The organism is Pseudomonas helmanticensis (assembly GCF_900182985.1).
GTDB lineage: Bacteria > Pseudomonadota > Gammaproteobacteria > Pseudomonadales > Pseudomonadaceae > Aquipseudomonas > Aquipseudomonas helmanticensis.
Genome location: NZ_FXUY01000001.1, coordinates 1,227,344 through 1,246,371 on the forward strand (window position 1 = coordinate 1,227,344; position 19,028 = coordinate 1,246,371).

The 19,028-nt window shown below is 60.6% G+C and carries 10 protein-coding genes; 1 reads left to right on the forward strand and 9 read right to left on the reverse strand.

The genetic code is table 11. From position 1 onward, the window contains the following. Positions 1 to 61: 61 nt before the first annotated feature. Genes QOL84_RS05590 through QOL84_RS05600 form a run of 3 tightly spaced genes read right to left on the reverse strand, consistent with a single transcriptional unit; the run spans position 62 to position 5,954 of the window. Positions 62 to 1,981, reverse strand: coding sequence for a hybrid sensor histidine kinase/response regulator (locus tag QOL84_RS05590; protein ID WP_283436504.1), 1,920 nt, complete (start codon positions 1,979 to 1,981; stop codon positions 62 to 64). Between the two features lie 5 nt (positions 1,982 to 1,986). Continuing rightward, on the reverse strand, positions 1,987 to 4,305 hold the full coding sequence (locus QOL84_RS05595) for an ATP-dependent DNA helicase (RefSeq protein WP_283436505.1): 2,319 nt from the start codon (positions 4,303 to 4,305) through the stop codon (positions 1,987 to 1,989). Then, on the reverse strand, positions 4,302 to 5,954 hold the full coding sequence (locus QOL84_RS05600) for a VRR-NUC domain-containing protein (protein ID WP_283436506.1): 1,653 nt from the start codon (positions 5,952 to 5,954) through the stop codon (positions 4,302 to 4,304). Before QOL84_RS05600 ends, QOL84_RS05595 begins: the two co-directional genes overlap by 4 nt. A gap of 194 nt (positions 5,955 to 6,148) precedes the next feature. Here QOL84_RS05600 and QOL84_RS05605 point away from each other — a divergent pair, with 194 nt between their 5' ends. Beyond that, positions 6,149 to 6,373 (forward strand): YgdI/YgdR family lipoprotein, encoded by a 225-nt coding sequence (locus QOL84_RS05605; protein ID WP_129393779.1) that lies wholly within the window; start codon positions 6,149 to 6,151, stop codon positions 6,371 to 6,373. 90 nt (positions 6,374 to 6,463) lie between these two features. Here the strand turns inward: QOL84_RS05605 and QOL84_RS05610 are convergent, their stop codons facing one another. The 6 genes from QOL84_RS05610 to QOL84_RS05635 all read right to left on the reverse strand — a co-directional run bounded on the left by QOL84_RS05610 (position 6,464) and on the right by QOL84_RS05635 (position 19,028). Beyond that, positions 6,464 to 6,838 (reverse strand): hypothetical protein, encoded by a 375-nt coding sequence (locus QOL84_RS05610; protein ID WP_283436507.1) that lies wholly within the window; start codon positions 6,836 to 6,838, stop codon positions 6,464 to 6,466. Between the two features lie 255 nt (positions 6,839 to 7,093). Continuing rightward, positions 7,094 to 8,947 (reverse strand): polyurethane esterase, encoded by a 1,854-nt coding sequence (locus QOL84_RS05615; RefSeq protein WP_283436508.1) that lies wholly within the window; start codon positions 8,945 to 8,947, stop codon positions 7,094 to 7,096. A 465-nt stretch (positions 8,948 to 9,412) separates the two neighbouring features. Next, entirely contained in the window at positions 9,413 to 11,101 is a 1,689-nt protein-coding gene (locus QOL84_RS05620; protein WP_283436509.1) for a polyurethane esterase, read from the reverse strand. 58 nt (positions 11,102 to 11,159) lie between these two features. Beyond that, the gene (locus QOL84_RS05625) at positions 11,160 to 14,237 is read right to left on the reverse strand and encodes an autotransporter serine protease (RefSeq protein ID WP_283436510.1); all 3,078 of its coding nucleotides are present in this window, start codon (positions 14,235 to 14,237) and stop codon (positions 11,160 to 11,162) included. Between the two features lie 164 nt (positions 14,238 to 14,401). Beyond that, entirely contained in the window at positions 14,402 to 17,356 is a 2,955-nt protein-coding gene (gene eprS / locus QOL84_RS05630; RefSeq protein WP_283436511.1) for an autotransporter serine peptidase EprS, read from the reverse strand. Between the two features lie 304 nt (positions 17,357 to 17,660). Next, complete coding sequence (locus tag QOL84_RS05635; RefSeq protein ID WP_283436512.1) at positions 17,661 to 19,028, reverse strand: TolC family outer membrane protein; 1,368 nt, start codon at positions 19,026 to 19,028, stop codon at positions 17,661 to 17,663.

Consider the following 19,028-nt stretch of genomic DNA (forward strand, 5'->3'; position numbering starts at 1 on the left):
CAGGTAAACCGTTTAGAAGCCCCCCGTTGCGCACTAGTTCAGGCGGATTTGCCGCGTTTTGTCATTTCATCGACTGGGCAATGATCTCCACCAGATTCAATTGAGTGAAGGGTTTTGGCAGTCGTGGCAACTGCGCAGCGAAGCCTTCAAGGCGTTCGGCGTAACCGGTGGCGAGGATGATCGGCAGATCGGGTTTCAACAGACGCACGGAATGCGCCAGTTGCGCGCCGCTCATCTGCGGCATGGCCATGTCGGTGATCATCAAATCGATAATTTCGTTCTGCTCGAGCAGTTTCAGCGCCTGTGCGCCGGACGTGGCACTGACCACCCGATGGCCGAGGTCTTCGAGCAGCAGGCTGGTGCTGGTCAAGACCAGCGAGTCGTCATCCACCACCAACACGCTGAGTCTGGGCACCGAAATCGGCTCGATCGCGGGATACAAGGGTTTCACCGTTGCGCCCGCCGCGGCCACCGGCAGCCAGAGTTCGGCGTGGGTGCCGCGGCCTTTTTCGCTCTTGAGAACAAAACGTCCGCCGAGTTGCTCGATGAACCCGTGCACCATCGACAACCCCAGCCCGGTGCCTTTGCCCAGGCCCTTGGTGGTGAAAAACGGGTCTCGGGCCGACGCCAGCGTGTGCTCGTCCATGCCCTCGCCACTGTCGATCAGGCTCAAGCACACATAGCGCCCGGCCGTCAGCGTTGCCTGGCTTTGTTCGAGTACCACTTGCGGTTGCGCGGTGATCAATACGCTGCCGCCGTCGGGCATGGCATCGCGGGCGTTGGTCGCCAGATTGAGAATGGCCAGTTCCAGTTGATTGGTATCGGCGAGCACCGCTTCCAGATCCTCGGGAAATTGCGTTTCGATCCGGATCCCCGGCCCCATCGAGCTGCGCAGCAGGCCCATGATGCCTTGCACCAGTTGCGCAATATTCACCGATTCGGTCTTGAGTTCCTGGCGACGCGCGAACGCCAGCATGCGCTGGGTCAGCGACACGCCACGCAGCGCCCCTTGGGTAGCGTTTTCGAGCAGACGGCCGATCTTCGGATCGTCGCCTGTGCGCTTTTGCAGAATCTCCAGATTGCCCAGAATCACCGTCAGCAGATTGTTGAAGTCATGGGCAATGCCGCCGCTGAGCTGACCGATGGCCTGCATTTTCTGCGCCTGAAACAACGCCTCGCGGGTTTTCTCCAGCGCCTCCTGTGCCTGATGGGCCTCGGTCACGTCACGGGTGATCTTGGCGAAACCGAGCAACGTGCCGGTGTCACCGCGAATCGCATCGACCACCACGTGGGCGAGAAAGCGTGTGCCGTCCTTGCGTACCCGCCAACTGCGGTTTTCGAAGCGACCCTCACGGGTGGCTATCTCCAGCGCGCGTGCCGGCTCACCGATCTCGCGGTCTTCGGGGGTGTAGAAAATCGAGAAATGCTGGCCGATGATTTCTTCCGGCAAATAACCTTTGATGCGTTGTGCGCCCTGGTTCCAGTTACTCACCCGACCTTCCGGGCTGAGCATGTAGATCGCGTAATCGGTCACGCCCTGCACCAGCAGGCGGAACTGCTGTTCGCTTTGCTTGAGGGTTTCTTCGGCCATCTTGCGGTCGGTCAGATCACGGGTGATCTTGGCGAAACCGAGCAACTGGCCATTCGGGTCGATGATCGGATCAATCACCACGTGCGACCAGAAGTTGGTGCCGTCCTTGCGTACCCGCCAGCCTTCGCCTTCGAAACGGCCCTCGCGGATCGCCGTATCGAGCGCGCGTTGCGGCAGCCCGGCGGCGCGATCGTCAGCGGTATAGAAACGTGAAAAATGCTCGCCGAGGATTTCCGCTTCTTCGTAACCCTTGAAGCGTTTGGCGCCCGAGTTCCAGCTGGTGATGATGCCGCCGGGGTCGATCATGTAGATCGCATAGTCGACGACCGCATCGATCAACAGCCTGAAACGCATTTCCTCGATCGCCGCGGCCTTGTTCTTTTCAATCATCACATTCACCGCACACAGTTATGTGCTGGAGTATGCGTCAATCCGCCAAATTGAAAAGCGTCCGCCTCGTTTTTGATTGACCACCAGCGCGGCAGCAGTTGCTGGATCCGACTCTCGGCAAAGCGATCGTCGATCAACATCACCACGCCACGATCTTCGCGCGTGCGGATCACCCGGCCGGCGGCCTGCACCACTTTCTGTACACCGGGATACAGGTAGGTGTAGTCATAGCCGGCGCCGAAGATCGCCGCCATGCGCCGTTTCAACTGTTCATTGACCGGATTGAGTTGTGCCAGCCCCAGCGTGGCAATGAATGCGCCGATCAGCCGTGCGCCGGGCAAGTCGATGCCTTCGCCGAACGCTCCGCCCAATACGGCAAACCCGACGCCCTGACTTTGCGTGGTGAACTGGTCGAGAAACGCCTGCCGCTGCCCTTCGAGCATGCCGCGCGATTGCTGCCACAAGGTGATGTGCGGATGCCGTTCGGCGAGCAGCGTTGCGACTTGTTGCAGATAGTCGAAGCTGCTGAAGAACGCCAGGTAATTGCCCGAACGCTCGGCGAACTGCCTGGCGATCAGCTCGACTATCGGCTCCAGCGACGCCTGACGGTGATTGAAGCGCGTCGAAATCCGGCTGATCACCTGCACCTGCAACTGCGCCGCGCTGAACGGCGATTCGACGTCGATCCACACCGTATCGGCCGGCGTGCCAAGCAAGTCGGCGTAATAGTTACGCGGGCTCAGCGTTGCGGAAAACAGCACGCTGCTGCGCGCCGCCTTCAGGCGCGGGCCAATAAAAGCCGCAGGCACGACGTTGCGCAGGCACAGTTGCGACAGCGGGCGCTTGCGGTCGAGGTCGCGTTTGCTGATATCGAACAGGTAATGCTCATCGAACAACTCCGCGACCCGGGCAAACTGCAGCAGCTCGAAATAGAAGCTTTGCAATGCGCTGTCGAGTCCCTGCGGATGGTCATTCAGGTAATCGCCGATGGCCGCGCAACACAGCGAGATTGCTTGCAGCAGTTTCTCCGGCGCCTTGTCGTAGGCCTGATACGCAGCCAGTTGCGGGGCATGCAGCGCGTTCCATTCACGGTTGAGGCGTTGCAGGGATTTCTTCAGCGCTTCGGGCGCGGTTTTGCGCACCGCACCGAGGGCGAACTGGTCGAGACTGGCGCTGTACATCTGCCGCCCGCGCTCGACGAGGTTGTGCGCCTCATCGGCGAGCACCGCGACTTTCCACTGATTGAGCTGCGCCAGACCGAACAGCAGCGCACTGAAATCGAAGTAATAGTTGTAGTCGGCGACCACCACGTCAGCCCAACGGGCCATTTCCTGGCTCAGGTAATACGGACACACCGCATGCTGCGTGGCGACGGCGCGCATGGCGGCCTGATCGAGCAGATTGACCCGGCTGGCCGCCTCACGAGCGGCCGGCAAGCGATCGTAGAAACCTTGCGCCAACGGGCAGGATTCGCCATGGCACGCTTTGTCCGGATGTTCGCAGGCCTTGTCCCGGGCGACCATTTCCAAGACCCGCAAAGGCAAGTTCGCCGATTGCTCGAACAGTACCTGACTGGCGTCCAGCGCCAGTTTGCGCCCCGGCGTCTTGGCGGTCAGGAAGAACACTTTGTCCAGCTGCTGCGGCGCCAGCGCCTTGAGCATCGGAAACAAGGTGCCGAGGGTTTTTCCGATGCCGGTCGGCGCTTGGGCCATCAGGCAACGCCCGGTGCTGATCGCCTTGAACACCGATTCCGCCAGATGCCGTTGCCCCGGACGAAACTCTGCGTGAGGAAAGCGCAGTTGCTGCGCCGCGAGATTACGCGCCTGGCGATGAGCCATTTCCTCTTCGGCCCAGTGCAGGAACAAGCCACACTGTTGCTCGAAAAACGCTTGCAGGGCCTCAGCGCTGAACGCTTCGACCAGACAGGTTTCCTTTTCGCTGACGATGTCGAAATACACCAGCGCCAGATTGATCTGCTGCAGATCGAGCTTGCGGCACATCAGCCAGCCGTAGATTTTCGCTTGCGCCCAGTGCAACTGACGGTGATTGGCCGGTTGCTTGCTCAGGTCGCCGCGGTAGGTTTTGACTTCTTCCAGACAGTTTTGCCCAGGATCGTAGCCGTCCGCCCTGCCCTTGATCTTCAACTGGCGAAACTCGCCCTCAAGGGCCACCTCGCTTTGGTATTTGTCGTTGCGCCGTGAGGCCACGGTGCGGTGGCCGGCGATGCCTTCGAGTGCCGTCGGCGACGGGGTGAAACGCAGGTCGAGGTCGCCGGTCTTGGCGGTGAACTCACACAGCGCCCGCACCGCAATGCTGTAGCTCACGCGCTCTGCTCCGCCCATTGCACGTAACACACAGCCACCGGCATCTGGTGTTCGTGGCAGAACTCCAGCCAGCGCAATTGGTTGTCCTGCAAGCGGTCGCCGGGGCCTTTGACTTCAATCATCCGATAGGTTTTGGCTTGCGGCCAGAACTGGATCAGGTCCGGCATGCCGGCGCGGTTGGCCTTGATGTCGAGCAACAAACGCTGGAACCAGTGCTTGAGGTGTTCAGCCGGCAGGCAGGCCAACGCCTGCTCCAGCAGCGGTTCACTGAGTGCGCCCCAGAACACGAATGGCGACTGAATGCCCCATTTCTCGGCAAACCGCTGGCGAATGGTCGAGGCGTAGCGGCCATCGTCGAGTTCATCGAGGCAGGCCTGGAACAGCGCAGCGCGACGTGGCTGGAAATCTTCATTGAGCAAATCGACCGGCCCGCGCTGGAACGGATGAAAGAATGCCCCCGGCAACGGCGCAAAGATCGCCGGCCAGCACAACAGGCCAAACAAGGAGTTGATCAGGCTGTTTTCCACGTAATGCACCGGGCCGTCGTCGTCATGCAGATGCGCCTGCACGTAAAACTCCACCGACAACTCAGGATCGCTGCGCAGCAATTGCAAATCGAGGCGCTCGACCGGTTTTGCCGCTGTGCGCTTGAGTGGCGGTCCACCGAGTTTGCGCCGCAAGCGCGGCATTATTCGCTGCAAGCCTTGCTGTTCGGCGGCACTTTCAGGCGCCTGTTCGGCCAGCGTACCGAGTTGCAGGCCAAGGGCGTATTCGCCGCAGCGTTCCAGCACGCGAATCATGCGCAATCGCGCGCCGGGGTAGGCGCATTCGCGGTAGATGCTCAAGGCCAGCGCAAACTCGCTGATGCGCTCGCAATACTGGCCGATCTGGAACAACACCTTGCCACGTCGACGTTGCAGCCACGGGTTATCGAAATGCACGGCGCTGACTTGCTCGACGATGCTGTCCAGCGGTTCACCGGCCTCGAAGCGCAACTGGCAGTTGTGCAGGAACAGGCAGGCGTCGACGTCTTCACGGCTGCGCAGGCCGCGCGAATCAGCGCAGAACTCGACTTTCTCGTAGGTAAAGATGCCCAGATCAGCGAGGACGAACTCCGACCAATCCTGATAAAGGTTGCCGAAGAACATCAGGCGCAGGCGATCACACAGGTCCATGATGGTCAGGCTGAATAGCCGCTCGGTCAGCTGCGGCGCCCAATCGCGCAGGCTGCGGGCGTCGCTGAACTGTTCGGCGAGCAGCGGCAGCCAATCGTCCTTGCGCCCCTTGGGTTGCTCGATGAATTCGCTGAATGCCTGGAGGATTTCGGCCTTGAGCAATACATCGAACAGTTCGGCCATTGCCAGCGGCGCGCATTCGTCGAGCCAGCCATGAGCCAGCAACGATTGTGCGGCGTGGGCGATGTCGCCGATTTCAGGGTAATTGAGCTTGCCGGCGCGAAAGTGCACGCCCTTGCGCATCACCATGCGCACCAAAAGGCCTTGCGAGGCTTTGGGCAACGCCTTGAAGTCGCGGATGAAGCCGTGCTCGGTTTCGCTCATCACGTCGGCATAGCGCAATTCAAGCCAATCAAGCACTTGCCGGAAGTTGTTGAGGTAATAGAACGGATCGTCGAGGGGATTGGCAGTCACGGGAATTCAGGGCCATGGCGAGCGAGTACTGGTTATGCGTACAGATACCAGCTCAGCCCTGCCCGGTGCAAACGGAAAAGGATCAATGGCATTTTTTAACCGGGTAATCGAACTTTTCCCGGCTGAGTGGCACCAACCGCGTTAGAGAACCGACAATGCTCGGGATCACATCGCATGAGGAATTAGAGGTGGGTATGAATATCAACAAACTGGGCATTCCCTTGGTAGTCGCCGCGCTGCTGGTGCTGGGCGGTTGCTCGACCCAGACGGTGGTGACCTTGCAGAACGGCACCCAGTATTTGACCAAGGACATGCCGAAGACCAAAACCAAGGACGGCTTCTATGAGTTCGAAGATATTTCCGGTGCCAAAGTGAAAGTCCGCTCCGACGAAGTGGCCACCGTGCGCAAAGAAGACTGACTCCGCTTCTGTAGGAGCTGCCGAAGGCTGCGATCTTTTGATCTTAAAACACAAGATCAACAGATCGCAGCCTTCGGCAGCTCCTACAGGTTATTCGAAGGCGGGCATGCCTGGCAGGCTGTTGTCGCAGCGCATGTAGGTGCCGCCACGACGAGCCACTTCACCCTGTAGACGCTGGCAACGTTCAAGGTCCTGTTGGGCCATGCGGTCGATGCTCAGGTTGCCGGTGGTTTGCGGCTGCTTGCCATCGCCCAGACGCAGGGTCACGAAGGGCTGTTCGGGCTGGATCTGAAAGCGGCTTTTCTCTTCAACCGGTTCAACCACTTCGGTTTTGGCTGGCGCCGGCAATTGTTCGGTGGTGATGCCGTAACGGCTCAGAATCGAGCTTTGAGGCAGGTCGGCCCAGGCATTGGCTGACAACAGTGCCAGCCCCAGCGTACCGACATACCCCTTGAAACCTTTCACGTGTGAATCTCCTGTACTCAATAACGGCTAGCTATAGAACGTGCGCGCACGTGCTGGCTTTAGGCCGTATCCGTTGTTTTCGCAAGGGTTTGAGTCAGTGAGTGGCTATCGAGTCACTTTAAATACCTTGTGGCGAGGGGGCTTGCCCCCGTTGGACTGCGAAGCAGGCCCCTATTGTCTGAAATGGAACGGGCCCGCTTATCCTCCCGACGGGAGCAAGCCCCCTCGCCACAGGTATTGGTCAGCACATCAATATCAGGCGATGACGATGCCGTCGGCACTCAGACTATTCAGCGCCACACCGACCAGCGTCACCGAATCATTGCCAAACGTCAGCACCGTATCGTGGCCGACCGTGGCGGCATGCGCGCGGAAGTCATCCGTGGGTAACACACCCTGCACGCCAAGGAAGATCAGTTTGTCATTCGCGGTGTAACCGACCACCCGATCCTGGCCGAATGCGCCGTTGAACAGGAACGTATCCGCCCCGCCACCCGACTCCATCAGGTCATTGCCGGCACCGCCGACAAACACATCGTTACCCGTGCTGCCGATCAAGTGATCGTTACCGTCGAGGCCGAACAGCCAATCGCCACCGGCATGCGCCTTGAGCGTATCGGCACCGCTGCCACCCTTCACGCTCGACTCGTACGCCGTGACATTGTTGCCGACCTTCAAGCCGCTGGCGGTGACGCTGTGAATCACGTCGTCCTTGAACAGACCCCAGAGGAACCCCGGCTCCTTGGTGACGATGCTGCCGATGTCGCGGGTGATGCTGATCCCGCCGCTGGCGTCGCGGATGTACAGATTGCCGGCGCCGTCGTTGGCGAAGTCGAACTTGCTCACCGCCTGCTGCAAGTCGAGGGTATTGCTGCCCTGCCCGCCAAGGATGATGTTGTAGCCGCCGCTGTCACGGAAGGTGTCGTTGCCGGCGCGGCCTTCCAGATAGTCGTTGCCGCTGCCGCCCTGGATCAGATCGTTGCCGTCGCTGCCGATGATGAACGTGCTGCCCTTGTGGGTTTCGGCGTTGCGGTTGAGATCCTGCACCCAGGTATTGGCGCGCGCCGGATCGGACAGGTTGGCGACGATGATCGTCGAGTCGCGGCTGGTCAGGTCGTAGAACTTCGAGTCGAGCACGCGGGTCATTCCGTCGCCATAACCGGTGGGCAGGTGTGAAATCCACGTCGGAATGTTGAGGATCGAGTACGGCAGCAGATTCCACGCGGTCGAGGCGTAGTGATCGTTGAAGCTGACGATGTTGTCAGTGGTCGAGGCATGCGGCGCGTCGTGCACGCCGACCGAGGCGCCGGTGAAGGTCGAGCCGTCGAGGGCACGAAACACCGGATCGTTTTCATAGCCGACGTTGAGCACTTTGTCGGTGCTGCTCTGGGTTGGCGACGCGTAGGCGATGTAGTTGGCGTCGGTGAAGAACCCACCCCACTTGCCGCCGCTCAGGTCGGCCATGCTGTTGACGGCCAAGCCGCCGAGGCTGTGGCCGCTGACCAGGATGTCCTTGCCGGTGAGGCCGTTGGCCTTGGCGAAGGCCATCACGTCATTGAGCAGATTGCCGAACGCCTCGCCGACGTAGTTTTTCGCGTAGTCCTTGGGACCGAAGGCCGCGAGCAGATCGTTGATCACGTCGCCGATCGAGTCGCCAATGAGGATTTCTCGTGGGCCGCTGGTGCCGCGAAAGGCAATTCCGAGTTCGGTGAGATGGCCTTGGGCGTCGTACTTGCCGAGGATTTCCACCTGAGCGCTGGTGTAGCCGGCCTTCTCGCCGAAAAAGGTTCCGCGCGCATCGGTCTTGCCGTCATAGCCCAGTTGCGAGGCAGTGATCGGCGTCCAGCCGGCCGCTTTTACCGCATCGAGAGCGAGTTTTTCCGAATCGGGATTCCATGGAATGCCGGGAATCACGCCTTGCGAATCGGTGCCGCCAATCAGCGCGGTGACCAGTGTGGCTGGCAGGCCGATGCCGAAACCGTTGTGCTGATAACCGGCGGCAAAGCCGTTATCGAGGTTGTGATAGGAATACAGCGTGATCGCCATGGCATCGCTGAACAGCGCCTTGGAATCCGCCGTACCGAAGTTCTTGTAGTCATACACACCCATTGCTATTGCCTCTCTCTTTGTTGGAATTGTTCAGAGATAGCTCACAGCCAGGGCGCCCCTCACAGAGCGCTCCGGAGCATTTCAAACACCACATGCAAATCCCCTGTAGGAGCTGTCGAGTGCAACGAGGCTGCGATCTGTTGATCTTTAAAAACACAATCAAAAGATCGCAGCCTGCGGCAGCTCCTACAGGGGCTGTTGGGGTCAGGCGAAAACGAACGATGAGTCAAATCCCCTGTAGGAGCTGTCGAGTGCAACGAGGCTGCGATCTGTTGATCTTTAAAACACATCAAAAGATCGCAGCCTGCGGCAGCTCCTACAGGGGCTGTTGGGGTCAGGCGAAAACAAACGACGAATCAAATCCCCTGTAGGAGCTGTCGAGTGCAACGAGGCTGCGATCTGTTGATCTTTAAAAACACAATCAAAAGATCGCAGCCTGCGGCAGCTCCTACAGGGCTGTTGTGGTTAGGCGAAAACGAACGATGAATCCGACAGGTTAGCCACTCCCACCCCGATCAGGGTCACGGCATAGTCGCCAATCTTCAGCACGGTATCGCCGCCGGTCTGCGCCACATGCTGCTTGTAGTCGTAGCCCTGCCCCGCGCCTTCGACGCCCATGAACACCAGCTTGTCGCTGCCCTGATAGCCATTGATCGCATCGAAGCCAAACGCGCCGCTGAACAGGAACGTGTTGTTGCCACCAATCGCCGTCATCACGTCGTTACCGGCGCCGCCAACGAAGGTCACGTGGCCCTTGTCGCTGATCAGCTTGTCATCGCCACCGAGACCGAACAGCCAGTCGCCATCAGCCGTCGCATGCAACGCGTTGCCGTAGCCATCACCGCTCAGCGAATGGTTGTACTGCGTCAGCTCGTTGCCATTGGTCAGCCCTTTGGCCGTCACACCCCAGGTGATTTCCTTGCTGCCCCACCACGAACCCGACTCCTTGCTCACCAGCGCACCGATGTCGCGGGTCATGCTGATGCCGCCGTAGGCGTCGCGCACATACAGCGTGCCGTCGCCGTCATTGGCGAAGCTAAAGTTCTGCAATGGCTTCTGCAGCTCGAAGGTGTTGTGGCCCTGGCCACCGAGGAGGATGTTGAAACCGCCGTCATCGCGGAAACGGTCATCGCCCGCGCGACCTTCAAGGAAGTCGTTGCCCGCGCCACCCTTGAGCCAATCGTTGCTGTCGGTGCCGATGATGAAGGTGCTGCCGGTGTGCGGCTCGCCACTGCGGCCGAGATCCTCGACCCAGGTCTTGCCACGGGACGACGCTTCCAGGTTGGAGACGATGATCGTCGAGTCCTTGCCGGTGAGGTTGTAGAACTTCGAATCGATCACCCGATTCAGGCCATCGGCATAGCCCAGCGAGCCGTGCGCCGACCAGCTCAGCGGATTGACGATGCTGAACGGCACGAGGTTCTGTGCGGTGGACGCGTAATTGTCGTTGAAGTTGACGATGTTGTCGGTAGTCGAATCATGCGGCTTGTCGTGCTTGCCCATCGACGCGGTGCTGAACGTGGTGCCATCGAGCACGCGAAACACCGGGTCGTTCTCGTAACCGATGTTCAGCACGTTGTTGCCGGTGCTGCTCTGGGTTGGCGAAGCGAACGCGATGTAGTTGGCGTCCTTGAAGAAACCACCCCAGTTGCTGCCACTCAGTTCGGCCACGCTGTTGACCCCGAGCCCGCCGAGGCTGTGGCCGCTGATCAACACGTCCTTGGCGGCGATGCCGTTGGCGATGGCAAACGCGGCGACTGCCTTGAGCAGATTGTCGAAGGCGTTTTTCGCGTAGTCACTGGCGTAATCCGACGGCCCGATCGCCGCCAGCAAGTTGTTTTTCATGTCGCCAAAGGTATCGCTGTAACTCAGCCCACCGGTGCCACGAAAGGCCACGCCAATGCCGATCAACTTGCCGGCAGCGTCGTATTTGCCCAGCACCTCGGCTTCGGCGCTGGTGAAGCCGTCCTTCTCACCGAAGAACGTGCCCTGCGGCCCGACCTTGCCTTGGTAAGCCAGCGCGGTCGCAGCCACCGGTGCCCAGCCCGTGGCCGGCAAAGGCTGGCCGGTTGGCGTGTAGGCATACAGCGTCAGTGCGATGGCGTCGCTGTACAACGCTTTGCCATCGGCATTTTTGTAATCTAACAATCCCATGTTGTGCTCTCTCTTCCTTTTAAAAAACGGCAGTTCCGTGGGGAACTGCCGGCGCTGCCTAGAACTGCCAGTCGAGCGTCAGGCCCACACCGTGGTCCTTCTCGTTCGAGCCGATCAGCCCGTTGTAATCAAGGTTGACCCGCACATCGCGGTTGAGCGCCAGACCTGCGCGCACGCCGACCACGGCGGCGTCGCGATCCATCGACACGCTCTGCACGGTGAACGCGCTGTTGCCATTGGCAAACGCCAGATGACTGTCAGCGTCGACATCGCTCAGGTTGTGCTGCCAGCCCAGGCTCGCACCCAGCTCCAGTTGATGCTGGTCCGACAGGGCAAAACTGCGCTTGGCGCGTACGCCGAGTGTCGACAACAGCACATCGCGGTTGTCTTCGCCACCTTTCAGCGCGGCGGCATCACCTTTTTCGGTGAAGCTCTCGGTGTTCAGGTGCACGTAGGACAGGTTGGCGAACGGCTCAAGGTTCATCGGTTGCAAGCCCAGATCGTAAGCGGCTTCGGTGAACAATTGCGCGGTGGTGGCGTCGCGTTTGGTCTTCTGCTTGCCGCTGACGTCGGCGAATTGCAGATCACGTTTCGCGTCGATGCGGTGCCAGCTATAAGCGCCGCCAACGGTCAGGCGCAGGGCATCGATCTGATGTCCCAGATACGCACCCAAGTGGTAGCTATCAACCGAGGCCGACGAATGCGTGCCGCTGCCCATGCTCAACGAACTGTCGCTATAACCAGTAACGAAACCCAGCCGGGTATCTTCAGCAATCAAGCCATCGACACCGGCCAGCAAACCACCGATGGAGCTGGTCGAATCGGCGTATTTATTGCCGCCATCGCTGGTGCCCCACGAACCCAATACCTTGACCCAGGCATTGCTGCGATCGTCAGTCGGTGCATCGGCGTTGAACAGATCACGCTCGCGCAGACGTTCGCCGACTGCCTCACGCAGGTAACGACTGTCGTTGATCAACAGCGTGCCGATCGCCGGATGAATCTCACCGGACAACTGCTGGAAGGCTTGTTGCGCCGTGGCCGCATTGGGCGACAGCAGCAGGGTTTCGAACAACGCATTGCCCGCGCCGAGACGCTCGGCAGCCGCACCGACCGCACGCTGGTTAGGCGTCAGACCGACACTGGCGAACGATGCACCGTTGCGCCCGACCTCCAATTGCACACCACTGGCCGAGTACGCCAGGGTGCCGCCAAGGAACGCGTAATTGGGCAGCACCTGACCGAATTGGCCGTCGATACCGCCTGCCGCTTGCAGGATATTGAACTGCGTACCGAGCAGGCTTTTCACTTCGGTGGTGGTCAGCAGCGTCGGGCTGTTTTCCAGCGACAGACTGACCGTGGCACCGTCAATCACCGCTTTGCCACCGGCGACAATCTTGTCGCTGGCGGTTGGCGAGACTTCTACCGCGTAGGTCGAACCCGGTTCGAAGGTCACATCCCCGGCAACATTCAACGTGCCAATGGAATTGCCCGGCGCAACCGTACCGCCGCTTTTTACCGACAACGCGCCGATGCGGCCATTACCGCCGAGGATGCCGCTGTCATTGACCGTGACCGCCGAGGTCAGCGAACCGTTGATTGCCAGGCGACCCTGATTGACCAGCGTCGGGCCGTTGTAGCTGTTGTTGCCGGTCATCACCAGCGTGCCGATGCCTTGCTTGGTCAAACCGCCATGGCCGGAGATGTCGTTGCGCCAGGTGTCGAGGCCGCAGGTGATGTCATTGCACACGCGCTCGGTCGGTTTGCCTTGATCGATGATCGCGCCAATGCCGGGCAAATCAGCAACAAACTGGCCGGAACCGTAGGCGCCCTGAATGCGGAATTCCTCGGGAATGTCCTTCTCGGTGACAAACATCGCCGGGCCATCGATGCCCTTGCGCAGGTTGATCATGCCCCAGCCGTACAAGGCGTCGATGCCCGGTGCGCCGAGGTCGGTGGCGGTGGTACGCAACACCGTGGCGACCTGATCGCCGGTCATGTATGGGAAGCGTTCCATCAACACCGCCATGGAGCCAGCGACGTGTGGCGCGGCCATCGAGGTGCCGTTGTAATTTTTGTAGCCGGTGGTCAGGTTATCGGCGTTGGTGCCTTCGATGATCGAGCTGAAGATTTTCGTTCCCGGCGCCGAGACGCAGAAGCTCGCGGTGTAACCGCATCGCGAGGAGAACGTGCTCATGATGTACGGGTTGGCGCTGGCCAGATCCGGGTTCTTCTGCAACGCGGCGACGGTGATCCAGTTCGGCGCGATCTCAGGCACAAAGTAGCCGAGGCCGGCGATGGCATCCGGGTTATTGAGGTTGTAGTCGTTGCCGGCGGCGAAGATTGTCACGATACCGCTGCGAGCGGCGGCGATAGCGCCGTCATAAGCGCCGCCGGGTTTGGTCCCGAGCAAGGTGCGGATTTCGTTGAACTGCAATTGGGCGTCGTTGACAGTGAAATGCGGGTAAGCCGGATCGCGGCCGCCGAGGTCGAAGCGGTCAGTGATGCCGATGCCCCAGCTGTTGTTGATGATCCGTGCGCCACTGGCAATCAGCGCATCCCAACCGGCCTTGTACACCGCGCCATCGTTACCGCGCACGATGCCGTCCTCCGGGCCCGGATCACCGTTGTCGGCGCTGATGATCTGCGCACCGAACGCGACGCCATGCATCGGCCCACCATCGCGACTGCCGGCGGCGATGCCACCGACGTGAGTACCGTGGGCGCCGAGCTTGCCGTCGGAGCCGACCGAGGGCGAGCCGTCATAACGGAAGGCGTCGCCGGCCTTCACCGGAATGTACGGGTCGGTGTATTCGCGGATACCGCTGGTGACCAGGGTGATGACTTTATTGCTGCCGGAAAACTCCGGGTGCGCGGCATACACCGGCTGATCGAAGATGCCCAGTTTCACGCCCTTGCCGGTGTAGCCCGCCGCGTAGGCGTGATCGGCACCGATGGCGCCCAGGCCCCAATCGGCCTGAAACTCGTTGCTGCGCCAACTTGAAGGATCACCGTTGCGCCCGTTTTCCACATAGCCAGCGGCATGTGCCGTGCCGATAGCGCACAGTACGGCGAACGTCAGGGTTTTGAGGGCAAAACGGCCACCCGTTTGCGCGGGGGTATTGTTGTTATTCATCCAGCGACCTTCCTTAGTGATGTTGCGAAAAATCCGTGTATCCAATTCATCCCCACATAACCTGTAGGAGCTGCCGCAGGCTGCGATCTTTTGCCTTTGATCCATCAAGGGCCAGATCAAAAGATCGCAGCCTGCGGCAGCTCCTACAGGGGGGGGGTAAGGGGTTAGAACTGCCAGTTCAGGCTCAAGCCGACGCCATGCAGCTTCTCGCGATTGGCCAGTTGTCCGTTGTAATCGAGGTTCACCCGTACGTCCTTGCTCAGGGCCAGGCTGGCTTGTACGCCAACCAGCGCGGCGTCGCGCACCAGTGCCGAACTCTCGACGCGGTACGGCGTACCGCCGCTGGCGAAGCGCAGGTGTTGTTCGGCATCGATATCGCTCAAGCTGTGCTGCCAGCCGAGGTGGCCGCTGACGTCGAGTGACTGCCGGTTCGACAAATTGAAAGTCTTGACCGCACGCACGCCGAGGGTGCTCAACACCGCGTCGCGTTGATCGCCAGAACTTTTCAATGCGGCAGCGTCGCCCTTCTCGGTAAACCCTTCTGTGTCGACATGCACATAGGCCAGATTGGCGAACGGCTCCAGCGCCAACGGTTGCAGCTGCAGTCGATAAGCCGCCTCACCGAACACTTGCGTGGTCGCGGCATCGACCTTGGCTTTCTGCTTGGCGCTGACCTCGCCGTATTGCAGATCGCGTTTCACATCCGCGCGATGCCAGCTGTAGGCCGCGCCGGTACTCAAGCGCCAGGCACCACTTTCGTGACCGGCGTAGGCACCGAGGTGGTAGCTGTCGACCTTGGCCGAAGAGTGCGTGCCCGACCCCATGCTCAACGAGCTGTCGCTGTAACCCGTGACCAGACCGATGCGTGTCTGCTCATCGAGCGCGCCGTCGACACCGGCCAGCAAGCCACCGAGCGAAGTGCTGTAACCCGCCGTGTCATGACCCGAATCGGTAGTGCCCCACGCGCCGAGGGCTTTGATCCAGCCGTTGTTTTGCGCAGCGTTGGCATCGTGCAGACGCTCGCCGACCGCATCACGCAACTGACGACTGTCGTTGATCAGCATCGTCCCCATGGCCGGGTAGATCTCACCGCTCAGTTGCTGGAACGCTTGTCGTGCCGATGTGGCTGAGGGCGACAACAACAGGCTTTCATAGACCGAATTGCCGGCACCGAGGCTTTCGACGGCCGCGCCTGCCGAGCGTTGATTCGGCGTCAGGCCAACGCTGGCGAATGACCTCGTGTTGCGCTTGATATTCAGTTGAATACCGTTGGCGGCGTAGTCGAGGCTGCCGCCGATAAACAGGTAATTCGGCAGCACGGCGCCGAACCGGCCCTGAATCCCGCCGGCCGCTTGCAAGATGTCGTATTGGTGACCGAGCAGGCTTTGCACTTCGACGGTGCTCAGCAGCGTCGGGCTGTTTTCCAGCGACAGGCTTACGGTGGCGCCACTGATGGTCGCTGTGCCGCCGGCGACAATACGGTCGCTGCTGGTCGGCGACAGTTCCACCGCGTAGGTCGAACCCGGCGCGAAGGTCACGTCGCCGGCCACATTCAAAGTGCCGATGGAATTACCCGGCGCCACGCGCGCGCCGCTGTTGGCGAGCAATGCGCCAATCCGCCCGGAGCCGCCGAGGGTGCCGCTGTCGTTGACGGTCACTGCCGAGGCCAGCGAACCATTGACCGTCAGCAGACCGCCATTGACCGTGGTCGGGCCGCGATAGCTGTTCTCCCCTGTCAGCAACAATTGGCCGTCACCGGACTTGATCAGGCTGCCTTGATAAACCCGCGTGGCGGCCGCGGCATCACGAGCCATGCCGACCGCATAGTCGGTCTGATCCTGCTGGCTGGCGCTGGCCGGAATACCGTTTTGCCAACCGTTGGCCAGCAGGGTTTGCTGCCAGGCGCTGTGCTCGGCGAGGTCTTCGCGCTGGCGCTGGATCAGCGCCTTGTCGGAGATGTCATTGCTCCAGACATCGCTCTGCCCGGCCGGCAGATTGGCGTCGAACGCGCCGAGCAGTTGCCCCGGCCCGCGCATCGCCCGATTGAGGTTGGCCACGCCCCAACCGACCTGCCCGTTCGGCGCATCGGTCACCGAGCCATCCAGTTGCGTGGCGGTGGTCAGCAGGGTTTCCAGCGCTTGCTGGTTGTTCATGTACGGGTAGCGTTCCATCACCAGCGCCAAGGCGCCGGTCGCGTGCGGTGCCGACATCGAGGTGCCGGACTTGACCGAGTAACCGCCGCCGGGGATGGTGCTGTCGATCTTCGCTCCCGGCGTGGTGATGCACCAATACTTGGCGATGCCACACTGGTTGTACTTCTGCTGATTGCTTTGATCGAGCCCGGACACCGCGAGCCAATGCCCTTCGAGATCCGGCTGAAAATACGGCAGCGCCGAGCGCACGCTAGCGTTCGGGTACCCACTGTTGCCGGCGCTGAACACATTGATCACGCCGCGCTGCGAGGACACCTCGGCTGCGGCATCGAGCCAGGTGCCCTGGTTCCAGTGCTGGGCGTAGGCAGCATGCAGATCGGCGAGAGTTCGATAGCTGACGTCCGGCGGCTGGCTGCCCCAGCTGTTGTTGATCGCACGTACACCGGCATCGGCCAAGGCGTTGTAGACCGCTTTGAAATAGCGCGGATCGGGCTTGGGACCGAACAGGAAGCTGTCGTTCTTGTTGGTGTTGCCGACGTAGATTTGCGCGTTGTAGGCGACGCCGTGCATACCGCTGCCATCACGCGATGCACCCATGGTGCCGACCACGTGAGTGCCGTGTGAATCGTTGTTGGGGTTGAGCGTGCCGTCGACGTTGAACAGCGAACCATCGACGTAAGTGCCCTTGGCCAATACCGGGTGATAGCGGTCGGCCGCGAACTCGGGATGGGCGGCATCGAATCCGGAGTCGAGGGCGCCGATTTTCACGCCTTTACCGGTGATGCCCGCCGCGTAAGCCTGATCGGCCTGCATACGACCGAGGCCCCAGTCACGGAGGAATTCGGCGCTGCGCCAACTGCCCGGATCGCCGGGTTTGCCGGTTTCCAGGTATTGCGCCTGGACCTGGGTTGTCGAAATCACAAGCAGCAGGGTACCGACCGAGATCGGCTTGATGCGTACGTCCATGTTCACCACTCACTTTCTTATTGTTGTGCAGTTCTGACTCATGCCGCGAACATCAAAAGATCGCAGCCTGCGGCAGCGCCTGCAGGGATGTGTTGTGCTACTCAAACCTCATCGTTGAAACCGTCATGCAGGAGTTGCCGAAGGCTGCGATCTGTTGATCCTGTTTTGAACAATCAAAGTCAAAAGATCGCAGCCTGCGGCAGCTCCTACCAAACCTCATGGTCAAACCGTCATGTAGGAGCTGCCGAAGGCTGCGATCCGTTGATCTTGCTTTGCATAGATCACAGCCATCAGGAGGTCGCTGTCATTGGGTTTTCGGCACCTGGCCAAACGCTTCGTCCACTCGGGCAAGGTCCTGTTCGCTCAAGGTTCCGGCGTAGTAATGCAATTTCGTCCAGGCCATCAAATAGTCGTACCGCGCCTGCGCCAGATCGCGGCGGGTAGTGAACAGCTGTTGCTCGGCGTTCAGCGCATCGAGGTTGGTCCGCTCGCCGCCAAGAATGCTCTGCTTGGTCGACACCACCAGCGCTTCGGCCGAGGTCAGCGCTTTCTGGTAAGCGCGCAGTTTATTGACCCCCGACAGGCAGGCACTGAACTGCCGACGCAGTTCGATCAAGGTCTCGCGAGTCTTGCCGTCGAGTTCGTACTCGGCCTGCTCCATGGTGCGGCTGGCCTGACGCGTCGAGGCCGAAACCCCACCACCGGCATACAGCGGCACGTTGATTTCAATGCCGATGGTGTTGGTGTCATAACGCTGGTTATAGGTGTTGCCGCTTTCCGACTCGTTCTGCCGCGCCGACGCGTAAGCATTGACCTTCGGCAGGTGCCCGGCTCGATTGCGCTCAACCTCGTAACGCGCCACTTCCACAGCCTGACGCTGCGACGCGAGGTTGGGGTTGTTGCTGATCGCCAGTTCGTGCCAGGTGTCGTAATTGGCCGGTTGCAGGGTGAACGTCTGGAAATCCTGATCCAGCGGCGCCAGATCCGTGATGTCCACCGCCGGCAGACCGACCAGCGCGCCCAGTTCACGTAATGCGGCGTCTTGCTCGTTGCGCGCCTCGATCTCCTCGGCGGTCGCCAGTTCATAGCGCGACTCGGCTTCGAGAATGTCGGTGCGGGTGCCCTCGCCCTGCTTGAACATGTGTTCGTTCTGCTGGAACTGCTGCTCGTAGGCCTTCTTCTTCGCCTGAGCGATGTCGATCTGATCCTGCGCAAACAAGGCCTTGGTGTAGTTGTCCAGCACGCGGACCAACAACTCCTGGCTCTTGCCACGGAAGTTCGCGTCGGCAAACAGCGACTGCGCCACACCCTTGCGATACGCCGCGTAGGCTTCGTAGTCGAGCAGCGGTTGCTGCACGGTCAGGGTCGAGCCGTAACTGCTGTAGTTACGTTCATCGGTACGATTGCGTGCACGCTCATCAAGGGACGTGGCTTTCGACGTGTTACGGCCCTTGTTGTAGTTGTAACCGATTTTCGGCAACAGCCCGGCGCGGCCAATCGCGCGGTTTTCCAGGCCGGCGTCACGCTCCTTGATCGCCCCGAGGAACACCGGGTCATTGCGCAACGCTTGTTCGTAGATATCGAACGGCCCCATGGCCGCCAGTGCACTGTTGCCCGCCAGCAGCGCAAGCGCCGCCGTAAGCATGGAAAGCTTATTCATACAGCCGAACAT